Origin of the sequence: Rugamonas sp. DEMB1 (genome assembly GCF_029834475.1) — a bacterium.
In the GTDB taxonomy this organism is placed as follows: Bacteria; Pseudomonadota; Gammaproteobacteria; order Burkholderiales; family Burkholderiaceae_D; genus Rugamonas; species Rugamonas rubra.
Genome location: NZ_CP122407.1, coordinates 142898 through 160899, shown reverse-complemented (window position 1 = coordinate 160899; position 18002 = coordinate 142898). Strand labels below are relative to the sequence as shown.

General features: G+C 68.1%; 13 protein-coding genes and 3 pseudogenes. 8 read left to right on the top strand and 8 right to left on the bottom strand.

What is annotated here, in order from left to right:
- Nucleotides 1–2: 2 nt before the first annotated feature.
- Together QC826_RS00690 and QC826_RS00685 are read left to right on the top strand one after the other, a co-directional pair.
- A complete protein-coding gene (locus tag QC826_RS00690; RefSeq protein WP_279763964.1) occupies nucleotides 3–599 on the top strand; it encodes a hypothetical protein in 597 nt (198 codons plus the stop codon).
- An 87-nt stretch (nucleotides 600–686) separates the two neighbouring features.
- Nucleotides 687–1304 carry a hypothetical protein gene (locus QC826_RS00685; RefSeq protein ID WP_279763963.1) on the top strand — a complete coding sequence of 206 codons (618 nt, stop codon included), beginning with the start codon at nucleotides 687–689 and terminating at the stop codon, nucleotides 1302–1304.
- Nucleotides 1305–1684: 380 nt separating this feature from the next.
- Here QC826_RS00685 and QC826_RS00680 read toward each other — a convergent pair whose 3' ends face one another.
- The 5 genes and pseudogenes from QC826_RS00680 to QC826_RS00660 form a co-directional block, all read right to left on the bottom strand.
- A complete protein-coding gene (locus QC826_RS00680; RefSeq protein ID WP_093389056.1) occupies nucleotides 1685–2017 on the bottom strand; it encodes a PilZ domain-containing protein in 333 nt (110 codons plus the stop codon).
- Nucleotides 2018–2056: 39 nt separating this feature from the next.
- The gene (rsmA, locus tag QC826_RS00675; RefSeq protein WP_093389057.1) at nucleotides 2057–2845 is read right to left on the bottom strand and encodes a 16S rRNA (adenine(1518)-N(6)/adenine(1519)-N(6))-dimethyltransferase RsmA; all 789 of its coding nucleotides are present in this window, start codon (nucleotides 2843–2845) and stop codon (nucleotides 2057–2059) included.
- A gap of 63 nt (nucleotides 2846–2908) precedes the next feature.
- A pseudogene (gene pdxA, locus QC826_RS00670) lies at nucleotides 2909–3974 on the bottom strand (4-hydroxythreonine-4-phosphate dehydrogenase PdxA).
- Nucleotides 3975–3989: 15 nt separating this feature from the next.
- Nucleotides 3990–5372, bottom strand: a complete 1383-nt coding sequence (locus QC826_RS00665; RefSeq protein ID WP_279763962.1) for a peptidylprolyl isomerase — start codon at nucleotides 5370–5372, stop codon at nucleotides 3990–3992.
- Nucleotides 5373–5465: 93 nt separating this feature from the next.
- Complete coding sequence (locus QC826_RS00660; protein WP_313872831.1) at nucleotides 5466–7127, bottom strand: LPS-assembly protein LptD; 1662 nt, start codon at nucleotides 7125–7127, stop codon at nucleotides 5466–5468.
- 16 nt (nucleotides 7128–7143) lie between these two features.
- On the opposite strand from QC826_RS00660, the gene QC826_RS31145 reads away from it, so the two are divergent.
- From QC826_RS31145 to QC826_RS00640, 5 genes are all read left to right on the top strand, one after another.
- Nucleotides 7144–7752 carry a hypothetical protein gene (locus tag QC826_RS31145; protein ID WP_313872830.1) on the top strand — a complete coding sequence of 203 codons (609 nt, stop codon included), beginning with the start codon at nucleotides 7144–7146 and terminating at the stop codon, nucleotides 7750–7752.
- Nucleotides 7753–7805: 53 nt separating this feature from the next.
- On the top strand, nucleotides 7806–8870 hold the full coding sequence (locus tag QC826_RS00655; RefSeq protein WP_279763961.1) for an aminoglycoside phosphotransferase family protein: 1065 nt from the start codon (nucleotides 7806–7808) through the stop codon (nucleotides 8868–8870).
- An 11-nt stretch (nucleotides 8871–8881) separates the two neighbouring features.
- On the top strand, nucleotides 8882–9589 hold the full coding sequence (gene murU, locus QC826_RS00650; protein WP_279763960.1) for an N-acetylmuramate alpha-1-phosphate uridylyltransferase MurU: 708 nt from the start codon (nucleotides 8882–8884) through the stop codon (nucleotides 9587–9589).
- Nucleotides 9586–10920, top strand: a complete 1335-nt coding sequence (gene pepP / locus QC826_RS00645; protein ID WP_279763959.1) for a Xaa-Pro aminopeptidase — start codon at nucleotides 9586–9588, stop codon at nucleotides 10918–10920. The genes murU and pepP overlap by 4 nt, the downstream gene beginning before the upstream one ends.
- Before the next feature lie 155 nt (nucleotides 10921–11075).
- Nucleotides 11076–12188, top strand: coding sequence for an FAD-dependent monooxygenase (locus QC826_RS00640; protein ID WP_409567840.1), 1113 nt, complete (start codon nucleotides 11076–11078; stop codon nucleotides 12186–12188).
- A gap of 71 nt (nucleotides 12189–12259) precedes the next feature.
- Here the strand turns inward: QC826_RS00640 and QC826_RS00635 are convergent, their stop codons facing one another.
- Together QC826_RS00635 and QC826_RS00630 are read right to left on the bottom strand one after the other, a co-directional pair.
- Nucleotides 12260–13573 carry a hypothetical protein gene (locus QC826_RS00635; protein WP_279763957.1) on the bottom strand — a complete coding sequence of 438 codons (1314 nt, stop codon included), beginning with the start codon at nucleotides 13571–13573 and terminating at the stop codon, nucleotides 12260–12262.
- 597 nt (nucleotides 13574–14170) lie between these two features.
- Nucleotides 14171–15396: pseudogene (locus QC826_RS00630) on the bottom strand (FAD-dependent monooxygenase).
- Between the two features lie 137 nt (nucleotides 15397–15533).
- Between QC826_RS00630 and QC826_RS00625 the strand changes: the two are divergent.
- The gene (locus QC826_RS00625; protein ID WP_279763956.1) at nucleotides 15534–16451 is read left to right on the top strand and encodes a LysR family transcriptional regulator; all 918 of its coding nucleotides are present in this window, start codon (nucleotides 15534–15536) and stop codon (nucleotides 16449–16451) included.
- Nucleotides 16452–16538: 87 nt separating this feature from the next.
- Here the strand turns inward: QC826_RS00625 and QC826_RS00620 are convergent.
- Nucleotides 16539–17995, bottom strand: a pseudogene (locus QC826_RS00620) (NAD(P)(+) transhydrogenase (Re/Si-specific) subunit beta).
- Nucleotides 17996–18002 lie beyond the last annotated feature (7 nt).

Sequence of the window (18002 nt, the reverse complement as noted above, 5' to 3'; positions counted from 1 at the left end):
TTATGAAAAGTGTTTACATCCGTTCGGGCCTGGCCCTGCTGTGCGCGGCGACCCTGGGCGCCTGCGGCGGCGGCAACGGCAACATGGTGCTCGGCGGCACCATCAAAGGCCTGACCCAGCCCAACATGGTCCTGAAGAACGGCAGCTGGGAAGCCAAGCCGGCGGCCACCGACGGAACCTTCCGCTTCGCCGAGCTGATCGCCGACGACAAGGACTTCTTCATCGAGATCGCCAAGCAGCCGGACAACTCGCATTGCGAGATCATCAACAACAGGAACAAGGCCAACACCTACACCGTGGTGCAGACGGTGGTCACCTGCGTCACCGACAGCTACCCGCTGGGCGGCACCGTCACCGGCCTGGCCGCCGGCGACGGCTCGCTGGTGCTGGCCAACGGCGGGGAAACGGCCGCCGTGCCGGCGCCGGCCACGGCGGGCGCGCCCGTCAAGTTCAGCCTGCCGAAGGTCATGGTCGGCTCGCCCTACGGCGTGACCGTGCTGACCAGCCCGCTGGGAACCGCCAAGAACTGCGTCGTCAGCAACGGCAACGGCACCATGGCCACCAGCGCCATCGACAACGTCACCGTGGTCTGCAAGTAAGAAACAAGCAAGCACAAGTACGCCAAGCAACCTGACCTGGCGCGGCGGCCCGAGCGGCCGCGCCGCCCTCCCCCTTTGGAGAATGCAATGAAATTTTCGACCCTGCGCGCCTCCGCGGCGCTGGCACTGATCCTGGCGCTGGCCGGCTGCGGCGGCAAAGCCTCGTTCGACGTTAGCGGCACCGTCATGGGCCTGACCACCCCCGGCCTGCAACTGACCATGGGCGGCAATGACGACGTCGACGTGGCGCCTGGCGCCGGCGACGTCAACTTCACCTTCGCCCGCCGCCTGTCCTACGGCGACGCCTACAGCGTCACCGTCAAGCGCGATCCCGACCACATGACCTGCAAACCCTACCGCGGCGTCTCGGGCACGGCCGGCCAGACCACCAGCATCGCGGCCATCTTCAGCTGCGCCAAGAACGCCTATATGGTGACGGGCTGGGTGGTCGGCCTGACGCCGGTGGGCGAGAATGACGCCAAGCTGAAGTTGATCAACGGCAGCACCGGCAACCCGGCCACCATCGCCGGCACCACCGACGGCAGCAACCCGGTCTTCAGCTTCGGCCCGGTCGAAGACGGCAGCCCCTACGGCATCACCGTGCAGACCCAGCCCAAGGGCCAGTTCTGCACGGTCGTCAACGGCAGCGGCTACATGGGCACCGAACTGGTGCGCAACGTCCAGGTCAACTGCAAGCCGCTGTAGTGGAGACGCGGCGCGCTGCTGGCGCGCCGCTGGATGGGGAGACATCACCGACCGTGATATCCGGTATGCGAAAGATAAATTGGCGTTATATGCGGCGCCGCAGCATACTAGATCCGTCTCCTCCACTTCTGCAAAGAATTGGATTTCGCCCGCTTTTACCAGCGGGCTTTTTTTTGCCCGGACGGTTTACGTGCAGGCAAAAAAAGGTTCTTCACGGATCGGCGGGGTGCGGGCCTTACCCCGCAAGCAATGGGGTCTGACTCCCCGCCTTGGCGCCGTACGGGGTCAGACCCCTTGGCGTATCGGGGTGCGGGGTAAAAAAAAGGGCAGGCCCTGCGGCGCTGCCCGATACGGATGCGGTGGAAGGGCCGGGCCGCGACTCAGGCCGGCGCGGCCAGCAGTTCGTCGATGACGGCCACGCTGCGTTGGTCGACCTTGATGAACTGCACCCCGGTCCTGTAGCCCAGCAGCGGGTCGGGGTCGCTGTAGACCACCTGGCCCATCGCCAGCACGGTGCGGCGCTCCTCGCCGACGGCGACCTGGAAGCTGACCGCGCAATACTGCGCCAGGCGGATCTGGCTGGCGGTCTGCAGGCTGACCCCGCCCTGCGACAGGTCGAGCGTGTGGGCGGCGTGGCGCGACTCGTCGATCATGGTCACGGTGGCCGGCAGGCGCAGATCGGCGCGGCGGCTGAGGCGGGCGTTCTTGCTCATCTTCGGCTCTCCCTTGGGTCGCACAAGCTAAACACTCAGTCAGGATGGAACGGGCGGTGCTTTCAGGCTGTTGGCCAGGGCGACGTACTGCGCCACGCCGACGGTCTCCGGCCGCATCGACGGATCGATGCCGGCGGCGACGATCTGCGCCTCGCTGAACATGCCGGCCAGGCAGTTGCGGATCACCTTGCGGCGCTGCGAGAAGGCCTTCAACACCACCGCCTCCAGGGTCGGGCCGTCGCAGGCCAGCGGCTCGGCCAGCGGGATCATGCGCACGATGGCCGACTCCACCTTGGGCGGCGGATCGAAGGCCTCGGGCGGCACCACGAACAGCAGCTTGATGGCGTAGCGCCATTGCAGCATCACCGACAGGCGGCCGTAGGTCTTGCTGCCGGGCGGCGCGGCCATCCGTTCGACCACCTCCTTTTGCAGCATGAAGTGCTGGTCCTGCACCAGCGGGGCGATGTCGGCCAGGTGGAACAGCAAGGGGCTGGAAATATTGTACGGCAGATTGCCGACCACGCGCAGCTTTTGCCCGGCCGGCACCGGGATGGTGGAAAAATCGAACTTCAGCGCGTCGCCGGCGTGGATGGTCAGCTTGGCCGGGTTGAAGGTCTTCTCCAGGCGCGCCACCAGGTCGCGGTCGAGCTCGACGACGTGCATCATCTTCAGGCTGCGCATCAATTGTTCGGTCATGGCGCCCAGGCCGGGGCCGATCTCGACCATGGCGTCGTCGGCTTGCGGCGCGATCGCTTCGGTGATGGCCGACAGCACGTACTTGTCGTGTAAAAAATTCTGGCCGAAGCGTTTGCGGGCGATGTGTTTCATGGTTGTTCTTCTTCTGCGTGAGGGGTTCTGCGGTTCTGCGGTTCTATGCTTCTATGCGGTGGACTAGCCGGCGGCGGCGACCATCGCCAGCGCGCTGGCGATGGCCAGCTCCATGCTGGCGCAGTCGGCCAGGCCGAGGCCCACGGGCCGCCAGGTCGAGGGCGGTGCCGTGGTCGACCGAGGTGCGGATCAGCGGCAGGCCCAGCGTGATGTTGACGCCCCGGCCGAAGGTGGCGTACTTGAGCACCGGCAAGCCCTGGTCGTGGTACATGGCCAGCACGCAGTCGGCCTCGCGCAGGTGTTTGACCTGGAACAAGGTGTCGGCCGGGTACGGGCCGCGCGCGTCGATGCCGCGCGCCTGCGCCGCCGCGATGGCCGGTTCGATGATGTCGATCTCCTCGCGCCCCAGGTAGCCGCCCTCGCCGGCGTGCGGGTTGAGCCCGGCCACCAGGATGCGCGGCGCGGCGATGCCGAAGCGCCGGCGCAGGTCGCCGTCGATGATGTCGAGGGTGGCGCCGAGGCCGGCGACGCTGAGCGCGGCCGGCACGTCCTTCAGCGGCAGGTGGGTGGTGGCCAGCGCCACGCGCAGCTGCGGCGCCGGCGGCAACTGCGCCGCGCCGCCCTGCGGCTGGCCGGCCAGCATCATCACCACCCGGGCGCCGCCGCAACGCTCGGCGAAGTATTCGGTGTGGCCGGAGAAGGCCACGCCGGCGTCGTTGATGGTGCTCTTTTGCAGCGGCGCGGTGACCACGGCGGCGAACCAGCCGGCCTGCACGCCCTCGATGGCGGCGTCCAGCGTGGCCAGCACGCTGCGGCCGTTCTCCTTGTCGAGCACGCCGGCGCGCACGTGCGCCGCCAGCGGGATGTCGACCACGCTCAGGCTGGCCGGGCCGAAGTGCGGCAGGCCGCCGTTGCGCAGCGCCTGCAGCGACAGCGCCGACAGGCGGATCGCCGGGTCGATCTCGTGGGCGATCATGGCCAGGTAGGCGGCGTCGCCCAGCAGCACGCAGTTGACCTCGTGGCGGCGCGCCCAGGCGGCGCGGATCGAGATCTCCGGGCCGATGCCGGCCGGCTCGCCGACGGTGACGGCGATGGCCGGCCGCCGGCCGGCGCTGCGGGTGGCGCTCATGCCTGGCCCCCCACGCTATTTCGCCTCGTCGCTGCGGAACTCGACGTAGGCGCGGTCGCGCACCTGGCGCTGCCAGTCCTCGGCCGCCTCCTCGATCTTGCGGTCGCGGATGGCGTTGCGCGCGGCGTTGCGCTGGCGCTCCTTGGAGGCGTCGTCGCTCTTGCGCTCCAACACCTCGATCAGGTGGTAGCCGAAGCTGGTCTCGACCGGCGCGCTCACCTCGCCCGGCTTGAGCGCGTTCATCGCCGCCTCGAACTCGGGCACGATGTCGCCCGGGTACAGCCAGCCCAGGTCGCCGCCCTTGGCGGCCGAGCTGTCGGTGGAGAACAGGCGGGCCAGCTCCTCGAACTTGGCGGCCTTGTTGTCGAGCCGCTCCTTGAGCTCGGTCAGCTTGCGCTTGGCGTCGTAGGCGCTCATGGTCGGCGTCACCTTGATCAGGATCTGCCGGGCGTGGGTCTGCTGCACCGCCGAGGCGGCGGCCGCCTCGGCCAGGCTGCGCTTGTCGACCATCTTGATGATGTGGAAGCCGCCGACGCTCTTCATCACCGGCGTCACCTGGCCCGGTTTCAGCTTGACCAGCGCCTCGGCGAACATCGGCGGCAGGCGGTCGGCGCTGCGCCAGCCGATCTCGCCGCCCTTGAGGGCGTCGCTGGCGTCGGAATAGGTGCCGGCCATCTTGGCGAAGTCGGCGCCGGTGCGCAGCTGGCGCATCACCTCGTCGGCGCGCGCCTTGCGCGCGGCGATCACCTCGGGCGAGGCGTTCTCCGGGATGCGCACCATGATCTGCGCCAGGTTCATCTCGAACTGCTCGGCGGCGGCGGCCTTCTCGGCCTCCAGGTAGTTGTCGACCTCGGCGTCGGAGATCTGGATCTTGGCGTCGACCTCGTGCTCGCGCAGGCGCTGCATGATGATCTCCTCGCGGATCTCCTCGCGGAAGGCGGCGAAGGCGATGCCGTCCTTCTCCATCTGGTCGCGCATCGCCTGCACGGTCAGCTTCTGCTGCTCGGCGATGCGGCCGATGGCGCGGTCGAGCATGGTGTCGTCGACCCGCACGCCCATCTCCTTGGCCAGCTGCAGCTGGGCGCGCTCGACGATCATCCGCTCGAGCATCTGCCGCCGCAGGTCGGCCGGCTCGGGCATGGCGACGTTCTGCGCCTTCATGCGGCGGGTCACCGTGCCGATGCGCGCGGCCAGCTCCTGGCGCGTGATGACGTCCTCGTTGACCACCACGGCGATCGAGTCGATCGGCTTGTTGTTGGACTGCTGGCCGGGCGGCGTGAAGCCCTTGGCGGCGGCCGGCGCGGCGGCCGGCGCGGCGGCCGGCTTGGCGTCCTGCGCCCAGGCGGCGCAAACGGTGGTGGCGCACAGCAGGGCTGCGGCGATCTTCAGTGGGTGCATACTGGCATTACGCATAATGTGGAACGCTCATCATCAGGTGGTACACAATCAAAAAACACGCCGGACATGGGACCGCCGCGCGTGCGCAAAGTTCTAGCGGCCGTAGCCCTCGTTCAAGCGCTGGTAGCCGGGAATGCTGTTCTTCATCGCCTCGAGCGGGTTGCCCACGCCCAGCTTGGACAGGCCGTTCAACTCGAGCTGGAAGAAGATCGGCGTCGAGACGTTCTTGGCGGTGGCGACGAAGCGCTGCGCGCCCATGCGGAACACCCAGCAGTCGCCATTGTATTCAAGACCGACCAGGCTTTCGATGACTTTCTTGCTGAGCTGGGAATACACCACCCGGCCGACGCCGTACCAGCGCTGCGACAGCGGCCACTGGCTCGACACCTCGAGGTTCTTCAAGGCCGTGTCGACGTAGTGGTAGCTCAGGTTGACCACCTTCTTCTGCCCCGGCTGCCAGTGCACGCCGTAGCTGGCGGCGACCATCTTGCTGTCGCGGTTGTTGTACTGCACCTCGCTCTCGAAGGTCCAGGTGTCGGAGATGCGGCCGGCGGCGGCCAGCAGCTGGTCGGAGCGGGCGTCCTTGACCGGGTTGCTGGCGTCGAGCTGGACGCGCTGGTCGCGGAAGTAGAAGCGCTGGCCGAACGACAGGCGCAGCCGCTCGGCGCCGGAGCTTTCGAGGAAGCGCGAGACCAGCGCGGCGGTCACCTGGTTGGCGTCGCCGATGCGGTCCGAGCCGATGAAGCGGTTCTCGCTGAACAGCTGGGCGAAGTTGAAGCTGGAGGCGTCGGTGTCGAAGTGCGGCAGCTTGCTCTGGTCGCGGTACGGCGTGTTGACGTAGAACAGGCGCGGCTCGAGCGTCTGCGTGGCGGTGCCGAACAGCTTGGCGTCGCGCTCGAACACCAGGCCGGCGTCGAGCGAGAAGGTGGGCACGACGCGGCCCAGCGACTGCGCCGGGGTCGTCGCGCCGCCGGCGTCCTTGAAGGCGTCGAGCTGGTAGGCGGCGGCGTTGAGCATCAGCTTGGGCGTGATGTGGAAGCTCGGCCCGATGATCGGATAGCTCAGCTGGGGCGCCGCCACCAGGCGGCTGCCGCGCACCAGCGTGGGGTGCCAGAAGTTCGTCAGCTCGCTGTTGAACGACCAGTCGAAGCCGCCGATGTCGTACTGGGCGGCGCTGTAGCTGACGGCCGGCAGGCGGTCGTAGGGGCGCGACACGGTCAGGCCGGGGTTGCTCACCGAGTCAGGGTCCTGCAGCACCTGGTACTTCTGCACCCGCGCCGTCAGGTTCCACCAGCTGCCGCGGTAGTCCGTGCGCAGCTCGCGCAGCAGCTGGCGCTCGGCGCTGCCGGAGACGGTCTTGGCGAAGTCGTTCGGATAGTTGTCGTCCGAGGCGGCCCGCAGGCTCCAGCCGAACGACCAGTCGCGGGCCAGGTCCTGGCTGTGGTTGGACTTGATGTTCCAGCGCTTGCCGCCGGTCTGCTTGTCGTGCGGCAGCAATTCGATGTCGGTCCCGCCGCCGTACAGGCCGGCGTCGGTCTCGCCGATGTAGCGGCCGTTGGCGCCGAGCTGGATGCCGCGCCGCGGGATCAACTTGGGATACAGCGTCAGGTCGCGGTTGGGCGCGATGTTGACGTAGTAGGGCACGGTCAGCTCGGCGGCGCCCTTCGAGCCGAAGCCGGGCATCGGCGGCAGCCAGCCGGAGCGGCGCGCGCCCGACAGCGAGAACGACATCGCCGGCGTGCCGAGGATGGGCACGTCCTTGAAGTAGACGATGGTCTTGCCGGCGGTGCCGACGTCGCGCCCCGAGTCCAGGTTCAGCGTGCTCGACTTCAGATACCAGTCCGGGTTGGTGGCAGGTGCTGTAGGTGCCGTCGAGCACCAGCGCCTCGTCCTCGTTGAGGAAGTTGATGCGGCGCGCCTTGCCCTGGGCGTGGTTGAGCTCCATGCGGTAGGTCGGCTGCAGCATATAGCCCTTGCCGGTGTCGAGGTTGAGCTTGAGCTCGTCGCCGGTGAAGTAGTCGCCGAAGCGCCAGATGCGCACGTGGCCGTTGGCCTCGACCTCGTCCTCGACCTGGCGGTAGCAGGCCGTGTCGGCCTTGACCCGGGTCTGGTCCTTGACGATCTCGACGTCGCGCTCGAGCGTGATCTCGCGCTCGGGGCGGCCGCCGATGTCCTCGGCGCGCACGGTGGTGACGGCGTTCTGGTCCTCCACCCTGGGCGGCCGCGGCTTGGTCTGGGCGTGGCTGGGCGCCGCCGTGGCGGCGAGCAGGGCGGTCAGGGCATAGGCCCATCGGTACAGCTTGGGGGGGGCAGTTGGCCGGCGCATACTGCTCATGAAAAGAGGAATCGAAACACCATGACAGGCGATTTTTTGATTTGAATCCCTTATTATATGGGAATCTTCACAATCAACCGGATTCCACAGGCCGCTTTATGTCTTTATTGTCTAATTCATCACCCGACGCGGCGCCCGCCGCGCCCGACACCCGCCTGATCCTGTTGCAAGCCTGGCTCTCCGGCCTGAACCTGGTGCGGGTCGACAGCACCCGCGCCGCCTCGGCCGACGCCAGCTTCCGCCGCTACTTCCGCGTCGACGTGCTGGCCGAGCACCGCGCCGCCCACGGCGCCACGCTGATCGTCATGGACGCCCCGCCCGAGCGCGAAAAGAGCGCCGCCTTCGTCAAGCTCGACGCCATGCTGGCCGCCGCCGGCGTCACCGTGCCGGCCATCGTCGCGCACGGATTCGAACAGGGCTTCCTGCTGCTGTCCGACCTGGGCGACACCACCTACCTGCAGGTGCTCGACCACGACAACGCCTCGACCCTGTACGCCGAGGCGCTCGAGGCGCTCAGCCGCTTCCAGCTGGCCAGCCAGCCCGGCGTGCTGCCCGAGTACGACCGCGCCTTCTTCCAGCGCGAGCTGGACCTGTTCCCCGAGTGGTACGTCGGCAAACACCTGGGCGCCACGCTGAGCGCGGCGCAGGCGGCCGAGCTCGACAAGGTGTTCGCGGCGATCCAGGCCAACATCCTGGCGCAGCAGCAGGTCTACGTGCACCGCGACTACCACTCGCGCAACCTGATGCGCATGGACGCCGGCAACCCCGGCGTGCTCGACTTCCAGGACGCCGTCTACGGCCCGGTCACCTACGACCTCGGCTCGCTGCTGCGCGACGCCTACGTGCAGTGGGACGAGGAGCTGGTGCTCGACTGGGTGATCCGCTACTGGCAGCGGGCCAAGCAACTGGGCCTGCCGGTCAACAAAGACATCGACGCCTTCTACCGCGACTTCGAATTCATGGCGCTGCAGCGCCACCTGAAGAACCTGGGCCTGTTCTGCCGCCTGGCCTACCGCGACGGCAAGACCAACTTCCTCGGCGACCTGCCGATCCTGCTCGACTACGTGCGCAAGACGGCCAACCGCTACCGCGAGCTGAAGCCGCTGGTGCGCCTGCTCGACCAGCTCGACGACGTCCAGCCGCAAGTCGGCTACACCTTCTGAGCGGGGCCGCGATGAAAGCCATGATCTTCGCCGCCGGCCGCGGCGAGCGGATGCGCCCGCTCACCGACACCTGTCCGAAACCGCTGCTGGCCGTGCGCGGCCGGCCGTTGATCGTCTGGCACGTGCTCAACCTGGTGCGCGCCGGCATCACCGACATCGTCATCAACCACGCCCACCTGGGCGACCTGATCGAGCAGACGCTGGGCGACGGCAGCCGGTTCGGCGCCCGCATCGCCTACTCGCCCGAGCGGACCGCGCTGGAGACGGCCGGCGGCGTGGCCCAGGCCCGCCACCTGCTCGGCGACGAGCCCTTCCTCGCCATCTCCGGCGACATTTACTGCCCCTACTTCGACTTCGAGCAAGTCAAGGACGTGCTGCCCGAGCACGACATGTGGGGCGTGCCCTGGCCGGCCGACAAGCGCGACTTGGCCTGGCTCTACCTGGTGAAGAACCCGGACCACCACCCGTTGGGCGACTTCGGCGTCAACCTGTACACGCTGACGAACGAGGGCGAGCCGCTGTGGACCTTCGCCAACATCGGCGTCTACCGGCCGGAAATCTTCGACGGCATCGAGCCGGGCAGCCACGCCAAGCTCGGCCCGCTGCTGCGCCAGCTGATCGGCCAGGGCCGCGTCGGCGGCGAGGTCTACCAGGGCGACTGGACCAACGTCGGCACGGTCGAACAACTCGAGGCCCTGAACCGCCCCGCCGCGCGATGAGCCCCTACGCCGCGCGCCGCGCCCGCCTGCTGGCGCACATGCAGGCGGGCGGCGTGGCGGTGCTCGCCACCGCGCCCGAGGTGGCGCGCAACAGCGACAGCGACTACCCCTACCGCCACGACAGCTACTTCTACTACCTGAGCGGCTTCGACGAGCCCGACAGCGTGCTGGTGCTGCTCGCCGCGCGCGCCGACGCGCCGGCCCGCAGCATCCTGTTCTGCCGCGAAAAGAACCCCGAACGCGAGATCTGGGACGGTTTCCGCCACGGCCCCGAGGCGGCGCGCGCCGGCTTCGGCTTCGACGCCGCCCACCCGATCGACGAGCTCGACGCCGAGATGGGCCGGCTGCTGGCCAACGCGCCGGCGCTGTACTACGCGCTCGGCCACAGCGCCGCGCTGGACGCCCAGGTCAAGACCTGGCTGGCCGGCGTGCGCCAGCTGGCGCGCAGCGGCGTCACCGCGCCCACCCTGGCCTGCGACCTGCTGCCGCTGCTCGACGAGATGCGCCTGTTCAAGGACGCCGACGAACAGGCGCTGATGCGGCGCGCCGGCGCCATCTCGGCCCAGGCCCATGCGCGCGCCATGCGCGCGACCCGGCCCGGCATGCGCGAATACGAGATCGAGGCCGAGCTGCTCTACGAGTTCCGCCGCCACGGCGCCCAGGCGCCGGCCTACACCTCGATCGTCGCCGCCGGCGCCAACGCCTGCGTGCTGCACTACCAGCGCAACAACGCCCTGTGCCGCGACGGCGAGCTGGTGCTGCTCGACGCCGGCTGCGAGTTCGACGGCTACGCCGCCGACATCAGCCGCACCTATCCCGTCAACGGCCGCTTCAGCGCGCCGCAGCGCGCCCTGTACCAACTGGTGCTGGCGGCGCAGGCGGCGGCGCTGGAAGCGGCCCGGCCGGGCCGCCGCTACAGCGACATGCACGAGGCCGCGCTGCGCGTGCTGGCCGAGGGCATGCTCGAGCTGGGCCTGCTGTCGCGCCAGCGCTGCGGCATGGTCGACGACGTCGTCGCCAACCGCCACTACCTGCAGTTCTACATGCACGGCACCGGCCACTGGCTGGGCATGGACGTGCACGACGTCGGCCACTACCGCGACCTGGCCGAGGCCGGCAAGCCCTCGCGCCCGCTGCAGGCGGGCATGGTGCTGACGGTCGAGCCGGGCATCTACGTGCGCCCGGCCGAGGGCGTGCCCGAACAATTCTGGAACACCGGCATCCGCATCGAGGACGATGTGCTGCTGACCGCCACCGGCCACGAGGTGTTGAGCGCCGCCGCGCCCAAGACCGTCGCCGAGATCGAACATTTGATGCGCCACACACCATGACCACCGCCCACGCCATACCGCCCGCCCCACCGCAGCACGCCCAAGCCGACGCACCGCAACACACGCCGCAGCCGGCGGCGCAACCAGCGCCGGCAGCGGCGGCGGCAGCCGACTGCGACTACGACATCGCCATCTGCGGCGCCGGCCCGGCCGGCATGGCGCTGGCCGCGCTGCTGGCCAAGCGCGGCGTGGCGCCCGGGCGCATCGTGCTGGTCGACGCCAAGACGCTGGAGCAGGCCAGCCACGACCCGCGCACGCTGGCGCTGTCGCACGGCAGCCGGCAGATCCTCGAGCAGGTCGGCGCCTGGCCGCTGGCCTGCACCGAGATCCACCAGATCCACGTCTCGCGCCGTGGCCAGTTCGGCCGCAGCCTGATCGACCGCGCCGAGCACCACGTGCCGGCGCTGGGCTACGTGACCCGCTACGGCGACATCGTCACGGCGCTGGGCGCGGTGTGCCAGCGCGCCGGCATCGCCACGCTGCGCCCGGCCCGCGTGCTCGGCCACACCGAGCACGCCGAGCATGTCGAACTGCGCCTGACCGGCGACGAATCCGACGCCGATGCCGGCGGCGACGCCGGTCGCACGCTGCGCGCCGCCATCGTGGTGCAGGCCGAGGGCGGCCTGTTCGACCAGCAGGAGGGCCGCAGCCTGCGCCGCGACTACGGCCAGACCGCGCTGATCGCCGAGGTGCGCAGCAGCGCGCCCATTCCGCAGCGCGCCTACGAGCGCTTCACCGAACAGGGCCCGCTGGCGCTGCTGCCGCAGGACGACGGCTATTCGCTGGTGTGGTGCGCGCGGCCGGACACGGCGCGCCAGCTGCTGGCCCTGGACGAGGCCGCCTTCCTGGCGGCGCTGGGGCGGGCCTTCGGCGGCCGCCTGGGCAGCTTCACCCACGCCACGCCACGACTCGGCTTCCCGCTCGGCCTGAACGCCGGCGAGCGCGCCAGCGCCCGCACGGTGGCCATCGGCAACGCCGCGCAGACGCTGCACCCGGTGGCCGGCCAGGGCCTGAACCTGGGCCTGCGCGACGTCAGCGTGCTGGCGCGCCTGCTGGCGCAGGGCGCCACGCCGGCCATGCTGGGCCGGTTCAACGGCCTGCGCCGGCAGGACCGCGCGCTGACCGTGCGCCTGACCGACGGCATGGCGCGCGTCTTCGCCAACGACTCGCCGCTGCAGGCGCTGCTCGGCCTGTCGCTGGCGGCGATCGACGTGGTCGCGCCGGCGCGCGGCCTGCTGGCCGAGCTGATGCTGTACGGCCGCCGCTGAACGCCTGCGGCACGGCAGCAGGTTCACCTTAGGGTCAGACCCTAGGGTCTGACCCTGAATTTGCTGCCCGCCTACTCGAGGAAGGTGACCACCGCGCCGACCACCACGTCGGCCGGTTCGGCGCCGCTGGTGCGCACGGCGGCGCGCGCCGGCACCGCGATGGTGGCGTAGGCGTAGCCGCCGTCGCGCCCGCGCGCGCCGGCGGCCAGGATGGCGCTCGGCTCGAGCCGCTGGCGATGGTCCAAGGCCACATGGCGCTCCTGCTTGAGCGCCGCGTCGACCACGCGCACGCCGGCGCGCAGGCGCTCGCCCTGGGCGTGCAGCTCGGAACCGAACAACAGCAGCGAGCCGTCGCGCTTCTCGAAGGCGTGGCGCACGGCGAAGTCGAACGGCTTGTCGCCCTGGGTGCGCGCCACCACCGCCAGCGTCGCGTCGAGCGTGACCACGCTGCGCGGCAGCGCGTCGTTGGCCGGCACCGAGCCGAACAGCTTGACCGCGTCGCCGGCCCGGCCGCGCAGCAGCAGATAGCGGCCGTCGAAGCGGCGGTGGGCGCGCAGCCGGCCGTCGGCGTCGAAGCGCAGCACCTCGGTGTCGACGTTGTCGGTGGCCGACACCAGCAGCGCGCCGCCGGCCTCGCGCAGCACCACGCCCTGGCCGTCCGGCGCGAAACCCTCGCCCAGCGTCGGCACCACCTGCTCCCATTTGAAATTGCCCAGCCGGTCGAAGGCCAGCAGCAGGTAGGAGGCGCGCACGCCGTGGCCGCCGTCGGCGCCGGGCAGCGGGTAGTGCTGCTCGTGGGCCAGCAGCACCACGCCGCCGCCCCAGGCGATGCACTGGTCGGCGCGGTAGACCATGGCGCCGCGCAGCGCCGGCGTCTCCAGCGGCCTTTCGCTGAGCAGCTGGCCCTGGCGGTCGAGCTGGGTCAGGAAGATGTTCGAGGCGCCGCTGCGGTACGGCGTGTTGCCGCACAAGAAGACGCTGCCGTCGGCCATGCTGGCCACGGCGCGGAACTCCGGCGTGGTCGCGCTGGCCTCCTGCGCCAGCCGCTCGGCCGGCGGCGACTCGCGGAAATACATCCACTCGACCTTGTTGGCGGCGCTCAGCCGCGCCGCCCAGGCCTGCCGCGTGGCGGTGGCGCCGCCGGCCACCAGCAGGCCGTCGTCGGCGCCGACGGCCAGCGCCAGCGGCTCCATCACGGCGTTGGCCGCGCTGTTGAGCAACACCTCCTGGCGCACCTCGGTTGGCCGCACGCCGCCGGCCCAGCCGCGGCAGCCGGCCATCGTCAGGCTGGCCAGCGCCGCCGCCAACACCACGGCGCCGACCACGACGCGGCCAGGCGACAGGCGCGGGCGGCGGGGCGGCGGGGATGGCTGGCGAGGATTCATGCTGTGCGGGCTGGCTGTGGGCGGGTCGGGGCGCGGTCAATTGCGGCAATACAAAATGTGTTGCCATTATCCCCGAGTCGTTGACTTGCAATCTAACCAATACTATCTGAAGAGTACTTTTTTTCGGCGCACGGCAGCGCCGCCGCCAAGATCGCGGGTCAGACCCCAGGTGTAGCGGCTCGCATTCCAAACTGACCGTGCTCGCGTTTGACGCCGGTTTTGGCTCGAATTGACTGCAAATGAAAATGTGCCCGTGCTCACGCTATCTACAAACGAGCTTGCGATCGACGGCGTCTGCTCGCATTCCATGGCCGCCGGCTCACGCTAACTGCAAATGACAGCCCATATCGGCAAGCTCCCTTTTCGGCCTGCGCAAAGGGTCGCTGTCGCCCCATTACCGCCGTTCGAGTTTCGATGGCCACGGTCTGCTATGTAACACTTACCGGCTGATGCCCACATGCAAGCTGACCGGATGCGTGGGAAGAGGCGTTTGCATAAAACCTGAAAAATCGCATCCAGCGCCTGTCAAGCTCAGCCGGCCGCTCGGTTCTCGTCAATGGGGACATGACTTTCTATCCGCGTGGAATCCAGTACACCTCATTCAATGCGGTACAGGCTGTCAAAGCCGCCTACCTCCACTGACGTGCTGTCTGCGCCACCAAGCATCGGTAGACCCTGGCTCCATCCGGCTGCCAAGACCTGCACGTCACGCACAGGATCGGACGCCTTGGCCCTCTCGTTGCGGATGCGACAGGTTTCGGGATCTGTGGCGAACAACCCACGTGCGAAGACCCGGCCCTGTTCCGCCAGCCTTGCGGTTTTGGGAGCGCGAATTCTCGCAAACGCCTGGAAGATGTCTTCCAAGCCTCCACTTGCACCATCCAAGCACCGGGCCAAATGCCACGCATCCTCAAGCGCCTGGCAGGCTCCTTGCCCCGACGTCGGCAACGGCGCGTGCGCCGCGTCCCCCACGAGCAGCACATTTGCCCGGCTCCACGTGTGCAGCGGCTCCAAGTCATGCACGGCAATCAGTCGGATGGCATCCGCCGGTGTCGCCTGGATGAGACGTGTGACAGGCTCAGGCCATTCCGCGAACAGGTTCTCAATTTCCTTACGCATATCCGCTGCAGGCGCCGTCATCGGCAATGGCCGTGCCTGCGCCGCCGCCCAGTAGACCAGATCCGGCCGGACCGGCACGCAACCGAAGCGCTTGCCCGCGCCCCAGAAGTCTTGAATCGAAACATCGTTCACCAGCGCATGCGGCCCCTGCGCCACGCCAATCCAGTTCACAAAGCCTTGATAGATTGGTGTGTTGTCACCCGCGACAAACTTGCGCGCCACTGATTCCATGCGGCCGTCGGCCCCAATGAGCAGATCTGGGCGGATGCTCGCGCCATTTTCGAAATGGGCCACGGCTCTGCCATTAGTATCAAGCTCAATAGCCACCGCCCGGCGCTCGAACTCCACCGGAATCCCTGCCCGTGCCGCATGATCCAGCAACACCTCCTGCAAGTGCCTGCGCAGCACCGTGTAGGTTGGGTATCCCATCGTCCGGTCCAGCAAACCAATATCGAGGCCCCCAGTGCATTTCCCGCAGCATCCTGGCGACGCATTGTCAGCGGTCTACCGCCAATGGCCTCAATGTCTTGCAGCAGTCCCAGTTCTTCCAGCACAAAGCTGGCATTGGGCCAGAGCGTCACGCCAGCCCCCATGGTTGCCGGCCCCGCCCGGCGCTCATATACCCGGGGACTGTACCCTTTATTGCTCAAGGCAAGCGCCACGCTCAACCCTGCAATGCCGCCGCCAAGTATTCCGATTTCCATGCTAAAGCTCTCCTATTCAATCCGTCCCGACGTGCCGCCGACGGCGATTCATCGGACGAGATGGCATATTAAATTCCGTCACTGTGGAGTACTAGTATGTAAAAATGGGCGGCTTTCATACCTTAATCGGGATAATAATGCGCAATGCCCTCGACCTGAATACAGTCCGTGTCTACGTGGCGGTCGTCGATGAACAAAGCTTTGCCGGCGCGGCACGCCTGCTGACCCTGCCATCTTCTAACGTTAGCCGCCACGTCGCCTCGCTGGAACGCATGCTGGGAGTCCGCCTGCTGGAACGCAGCACCCGCCACCTGCGCATGACGGAAGCTGGCAGGCTACTCTACGAACGCGCAAAACCCTTGCTCGACGCCTTGCTCTCCACCGAGGAAGAGCTTGGCACAGTACAGCGTGAGCTGCGTGGCCCCCTAAGGATGTGCATGCCAGGAGAAGCGCCAAGGCTGCTAGCTCCTATCCTGGCCGAATTCTGTAGCCTCCATCCAGGCATCGAGCTTGAATGCGATACTCGGATGACCGGGCTGGAGGTACTTCGAGAGGACGTTGATCTTTCAATCGTCTTCCACCGGGGCGATCAGGAGGACAGTACTTTCATCACCCGCGAACTCGCCACCCTGCCCAGCATCGTGGTTGCCGCCCCCACCTTACTAGCAAAGACCGGCATGCCACACCATGTGCGCGAACTGAAGTCTCTACCCTGCATCACCACACTCAGTGCGCTGAAAGGTCAGCCTTGGCAGTTTCAGAACGCTGCAGGAGAAATCGTCAAGGTGCCGGTCCGCAGCCGTTACCGCGTCAACAGCGGAGAACTGGCAGTGGCAGGCGCACGGCAAGGCATCGGCTTCGCGATTGTGGCGGCCTATCCCTGCCAGGAAGATCTTGCTACGGGCCGATTGCAGGAGGTACCACTGGACCTGTGTCCCGCGCCTCTGAAATTGCTGGGGGCATACAGCCATCGCCATTCCGTGACCGCGCGTGTGCGGGCGCTGCTGGAATTGATACAAGTGCGGTTGGCTGGATCGGTTAACTTGGCGCCTTGACGGCGATAAAAAAACCGCGTCGGGCGGGCGCCGGACGCGGTTGTTGTTGCTGCGGCGGCGCCGCCGCGCGGGCGCCGCCGCTACGGCCTACTCGACCGCCTTGACCATGTCCTCGATGACCTTTTTGGCGTCGCCGAAGACCATCATGGTGTTGGCCTGGTAGAACAGGTCGTTGTCCAGGCCGGCGTAGCCGGAGGCCATCGAGCGCTTGTTGACGATGATGCTCTTGGCCTTGTACGCCTCCAAGATCGGCATGCCGGCGATCGGCGACTTGGGGTCCTTGGCGGCCGGGTTGACCACGTCGTTGGCACCCAGCACCAGCACCACGTCGGTCTGGCCGAACTCGCCGTTGATGTCCTCCATCTCGAACACCTGGTCGTAGGGCACCTCGGCCTCGGCCAGCAGCACGTTCATGTGGCCCGGCATGCGCCCGGCCACCGGGTGGATGGCGTACTTGACGCTGACGCCCTTGTGGGTCAGCTTCTCGACCAATTCCTTGAGCGAGTGCTGGGCGCGCGCCACGGCCAGGCCGTAGCCCGGCACGATGATGACGCTCTCGGCGTTTGCCATGATGAAGGCGGCGTCGTCGGCCGAGCCGGCCTTGACCGGACGGGCCTCCTGCGCGCCGGCCGGACCGGCCGCCGCCGGGTCGCCGCCGAAGCCGCCCAGGATGACGTTGAAGAAGGAGCGGTTCATCGCCTTGCACATGATGTAGGAGAGGATCGCGCCGGAGGAACCGACCAGCGAGCCGGCGATGATCAGCATGGCGTTGTTGAGCGAGAAGCCGATGCCGGCCGCCGCCCAACCCGAGTAGGAGTTGAGCATCGACACCACCACCGGCATGTCGGCGCCGCCGATCGGGATGATGATCAGCACGCCGAGGGCGAAGGCGATCGCCGTCATGACGATGAACGGAATCCACGCCGGCTCGCTGCCGCCGGCCAGGCAGAACACCAGGCCCAGGCCGACCATCACCAGCGCCAGCACCAGGTTGAGCATGTGCTGGCCGGGGAAGCTGACCGGCGCGCCCTGGAACAGGCGGAACTTGTACTTGCCCGACAGCTTGCCGAAGGCGATCACCGATCCGGAGAAGGTGATGGCGCCGACGAAGGTGCCGATGAACAGTTCGATGCGGTTGCCCAGCGGCAGCGCCTCGCCCAACGCGGCGATGTTGAAGGCGTGCGGCTCGGAGACGGCGGCGACGGCGATGCAGACGGCGGCCAGGCCGATCAGCGAGTGCATCGCCGCGACCAGTTCCGGCATCTTGGTCATCTCGACCTTTTTCGCCAGCAGCGCGCCGATGCCGCCGCCCACCACCACGCCGCCGATCACCAGCAGGTAGCCGATGCTGCCGCCGGTGGCCTGCGACTTGAGCTTGAGGATCAGCGCCAGCGTGGTGACGGCGGCGATGGCCATGCCGGACATGCCGAAGGCGTTGCCCTTGCGCGCGTTGGCCGGCGAGGACAGCCGTTCAAGGCCTGGATGAAGCAGACGGACGCGATCAGGTACATCATCGTGACCAGGTTCATGCTGATGAAATCCATGCTGAAA

What these genes read in the sequence shown, in the direction of transcription:
- QC826_RS00690 (WP_279763964.1), top strand. Translation starts at nt 3, where the DNA reads ATGAAAAGTGTTTACATCCGTTCGGGCCTGGCCCTGCTGTGCGCGGCG.
- QC826_RS00685 (WP_279763963.1), top strand. Translation starts at nt 687, where the DNA reads ATGAAATTTTCGACCCTGCGCGCCTCCGCGGCGCTGGCACTGATCCTG.
- QC826_RS00680 (WP_093389056.1), bottom strand. Translation starts at nt 2,017, where the DNA reads ATGAGCAAGAACGCCCGCCTCAGCCGCCGCGCCGATCTGCGCCTGCCG.
- rsmA (WP_093389057.1), bottom strand. Translation starts at nt 2,845, where the DNA reads ATGAAACACATCGCCCGCAAACGCTTCGGCCAGAATTTTTTACACGAC.
- QC826_RS00665 (WP_279763962.1), bottom strand. Translation starts at nt 5,372, where the DNA reads ATGCACCCACTGAAGATCGCCGCAGCCCTGCTGTGCGCCACCACCGTT.
- QC826_RS31145 (WP_313872830.1), top strand. Translation starts at nt 7,144, where the DNA reads ATGGTCTTGCCGGCGGTGCCGACGTCGCGCCCCGAGTCCAGGTTCAGC.
- QC826_RS00655 (WP_279763961.1), top strand. Translation starts at nt 7,806, where the DNA reads ATGTCTTTATTGTCTAATTCATCACCCGACGCGGCGCCCGCCGCGCCC.
- murU (WP_279763960.1), top strand. Translation starts at nt 8,882, where the DNA reads ATGAAAGCCATGATCTTCGCCGCCGGCCGCGGCGAGCGGATGCGCCCG.
- pepP (WP_279763959.1), top strand. Translation starts at nt 9,586, where the DNA reads ATGAGCCCCTACGCCGCGCGCCGCGCCCGCCTGCTGGCGCACATGCAG.
- QC826_RS00640 (WP_409567840.1), top strand. Translation starts at nt 11,076, where the DNA reads ATGGCGCTGGCCGCGCTGCTGGCCAAGCGCGGCGTGGCGCCCGGGCGC.
- QC826_RS00635 (WP_279763957.1), bottom strand. Translation starts at nt 13,573, where the DNA reads ATGAATCCTCGCCAGCCATCCCCGCCGCCCCGCCGCCCGCGCCTGTCG.
- QC826_RS00625 (WP_279763956.1), top strand. Translation starts at nt 15,534, where the DNA reads ATGCGCAATGCCCTCGACCTGAATACAGTCCGTGTCTACGTGGCGGTC.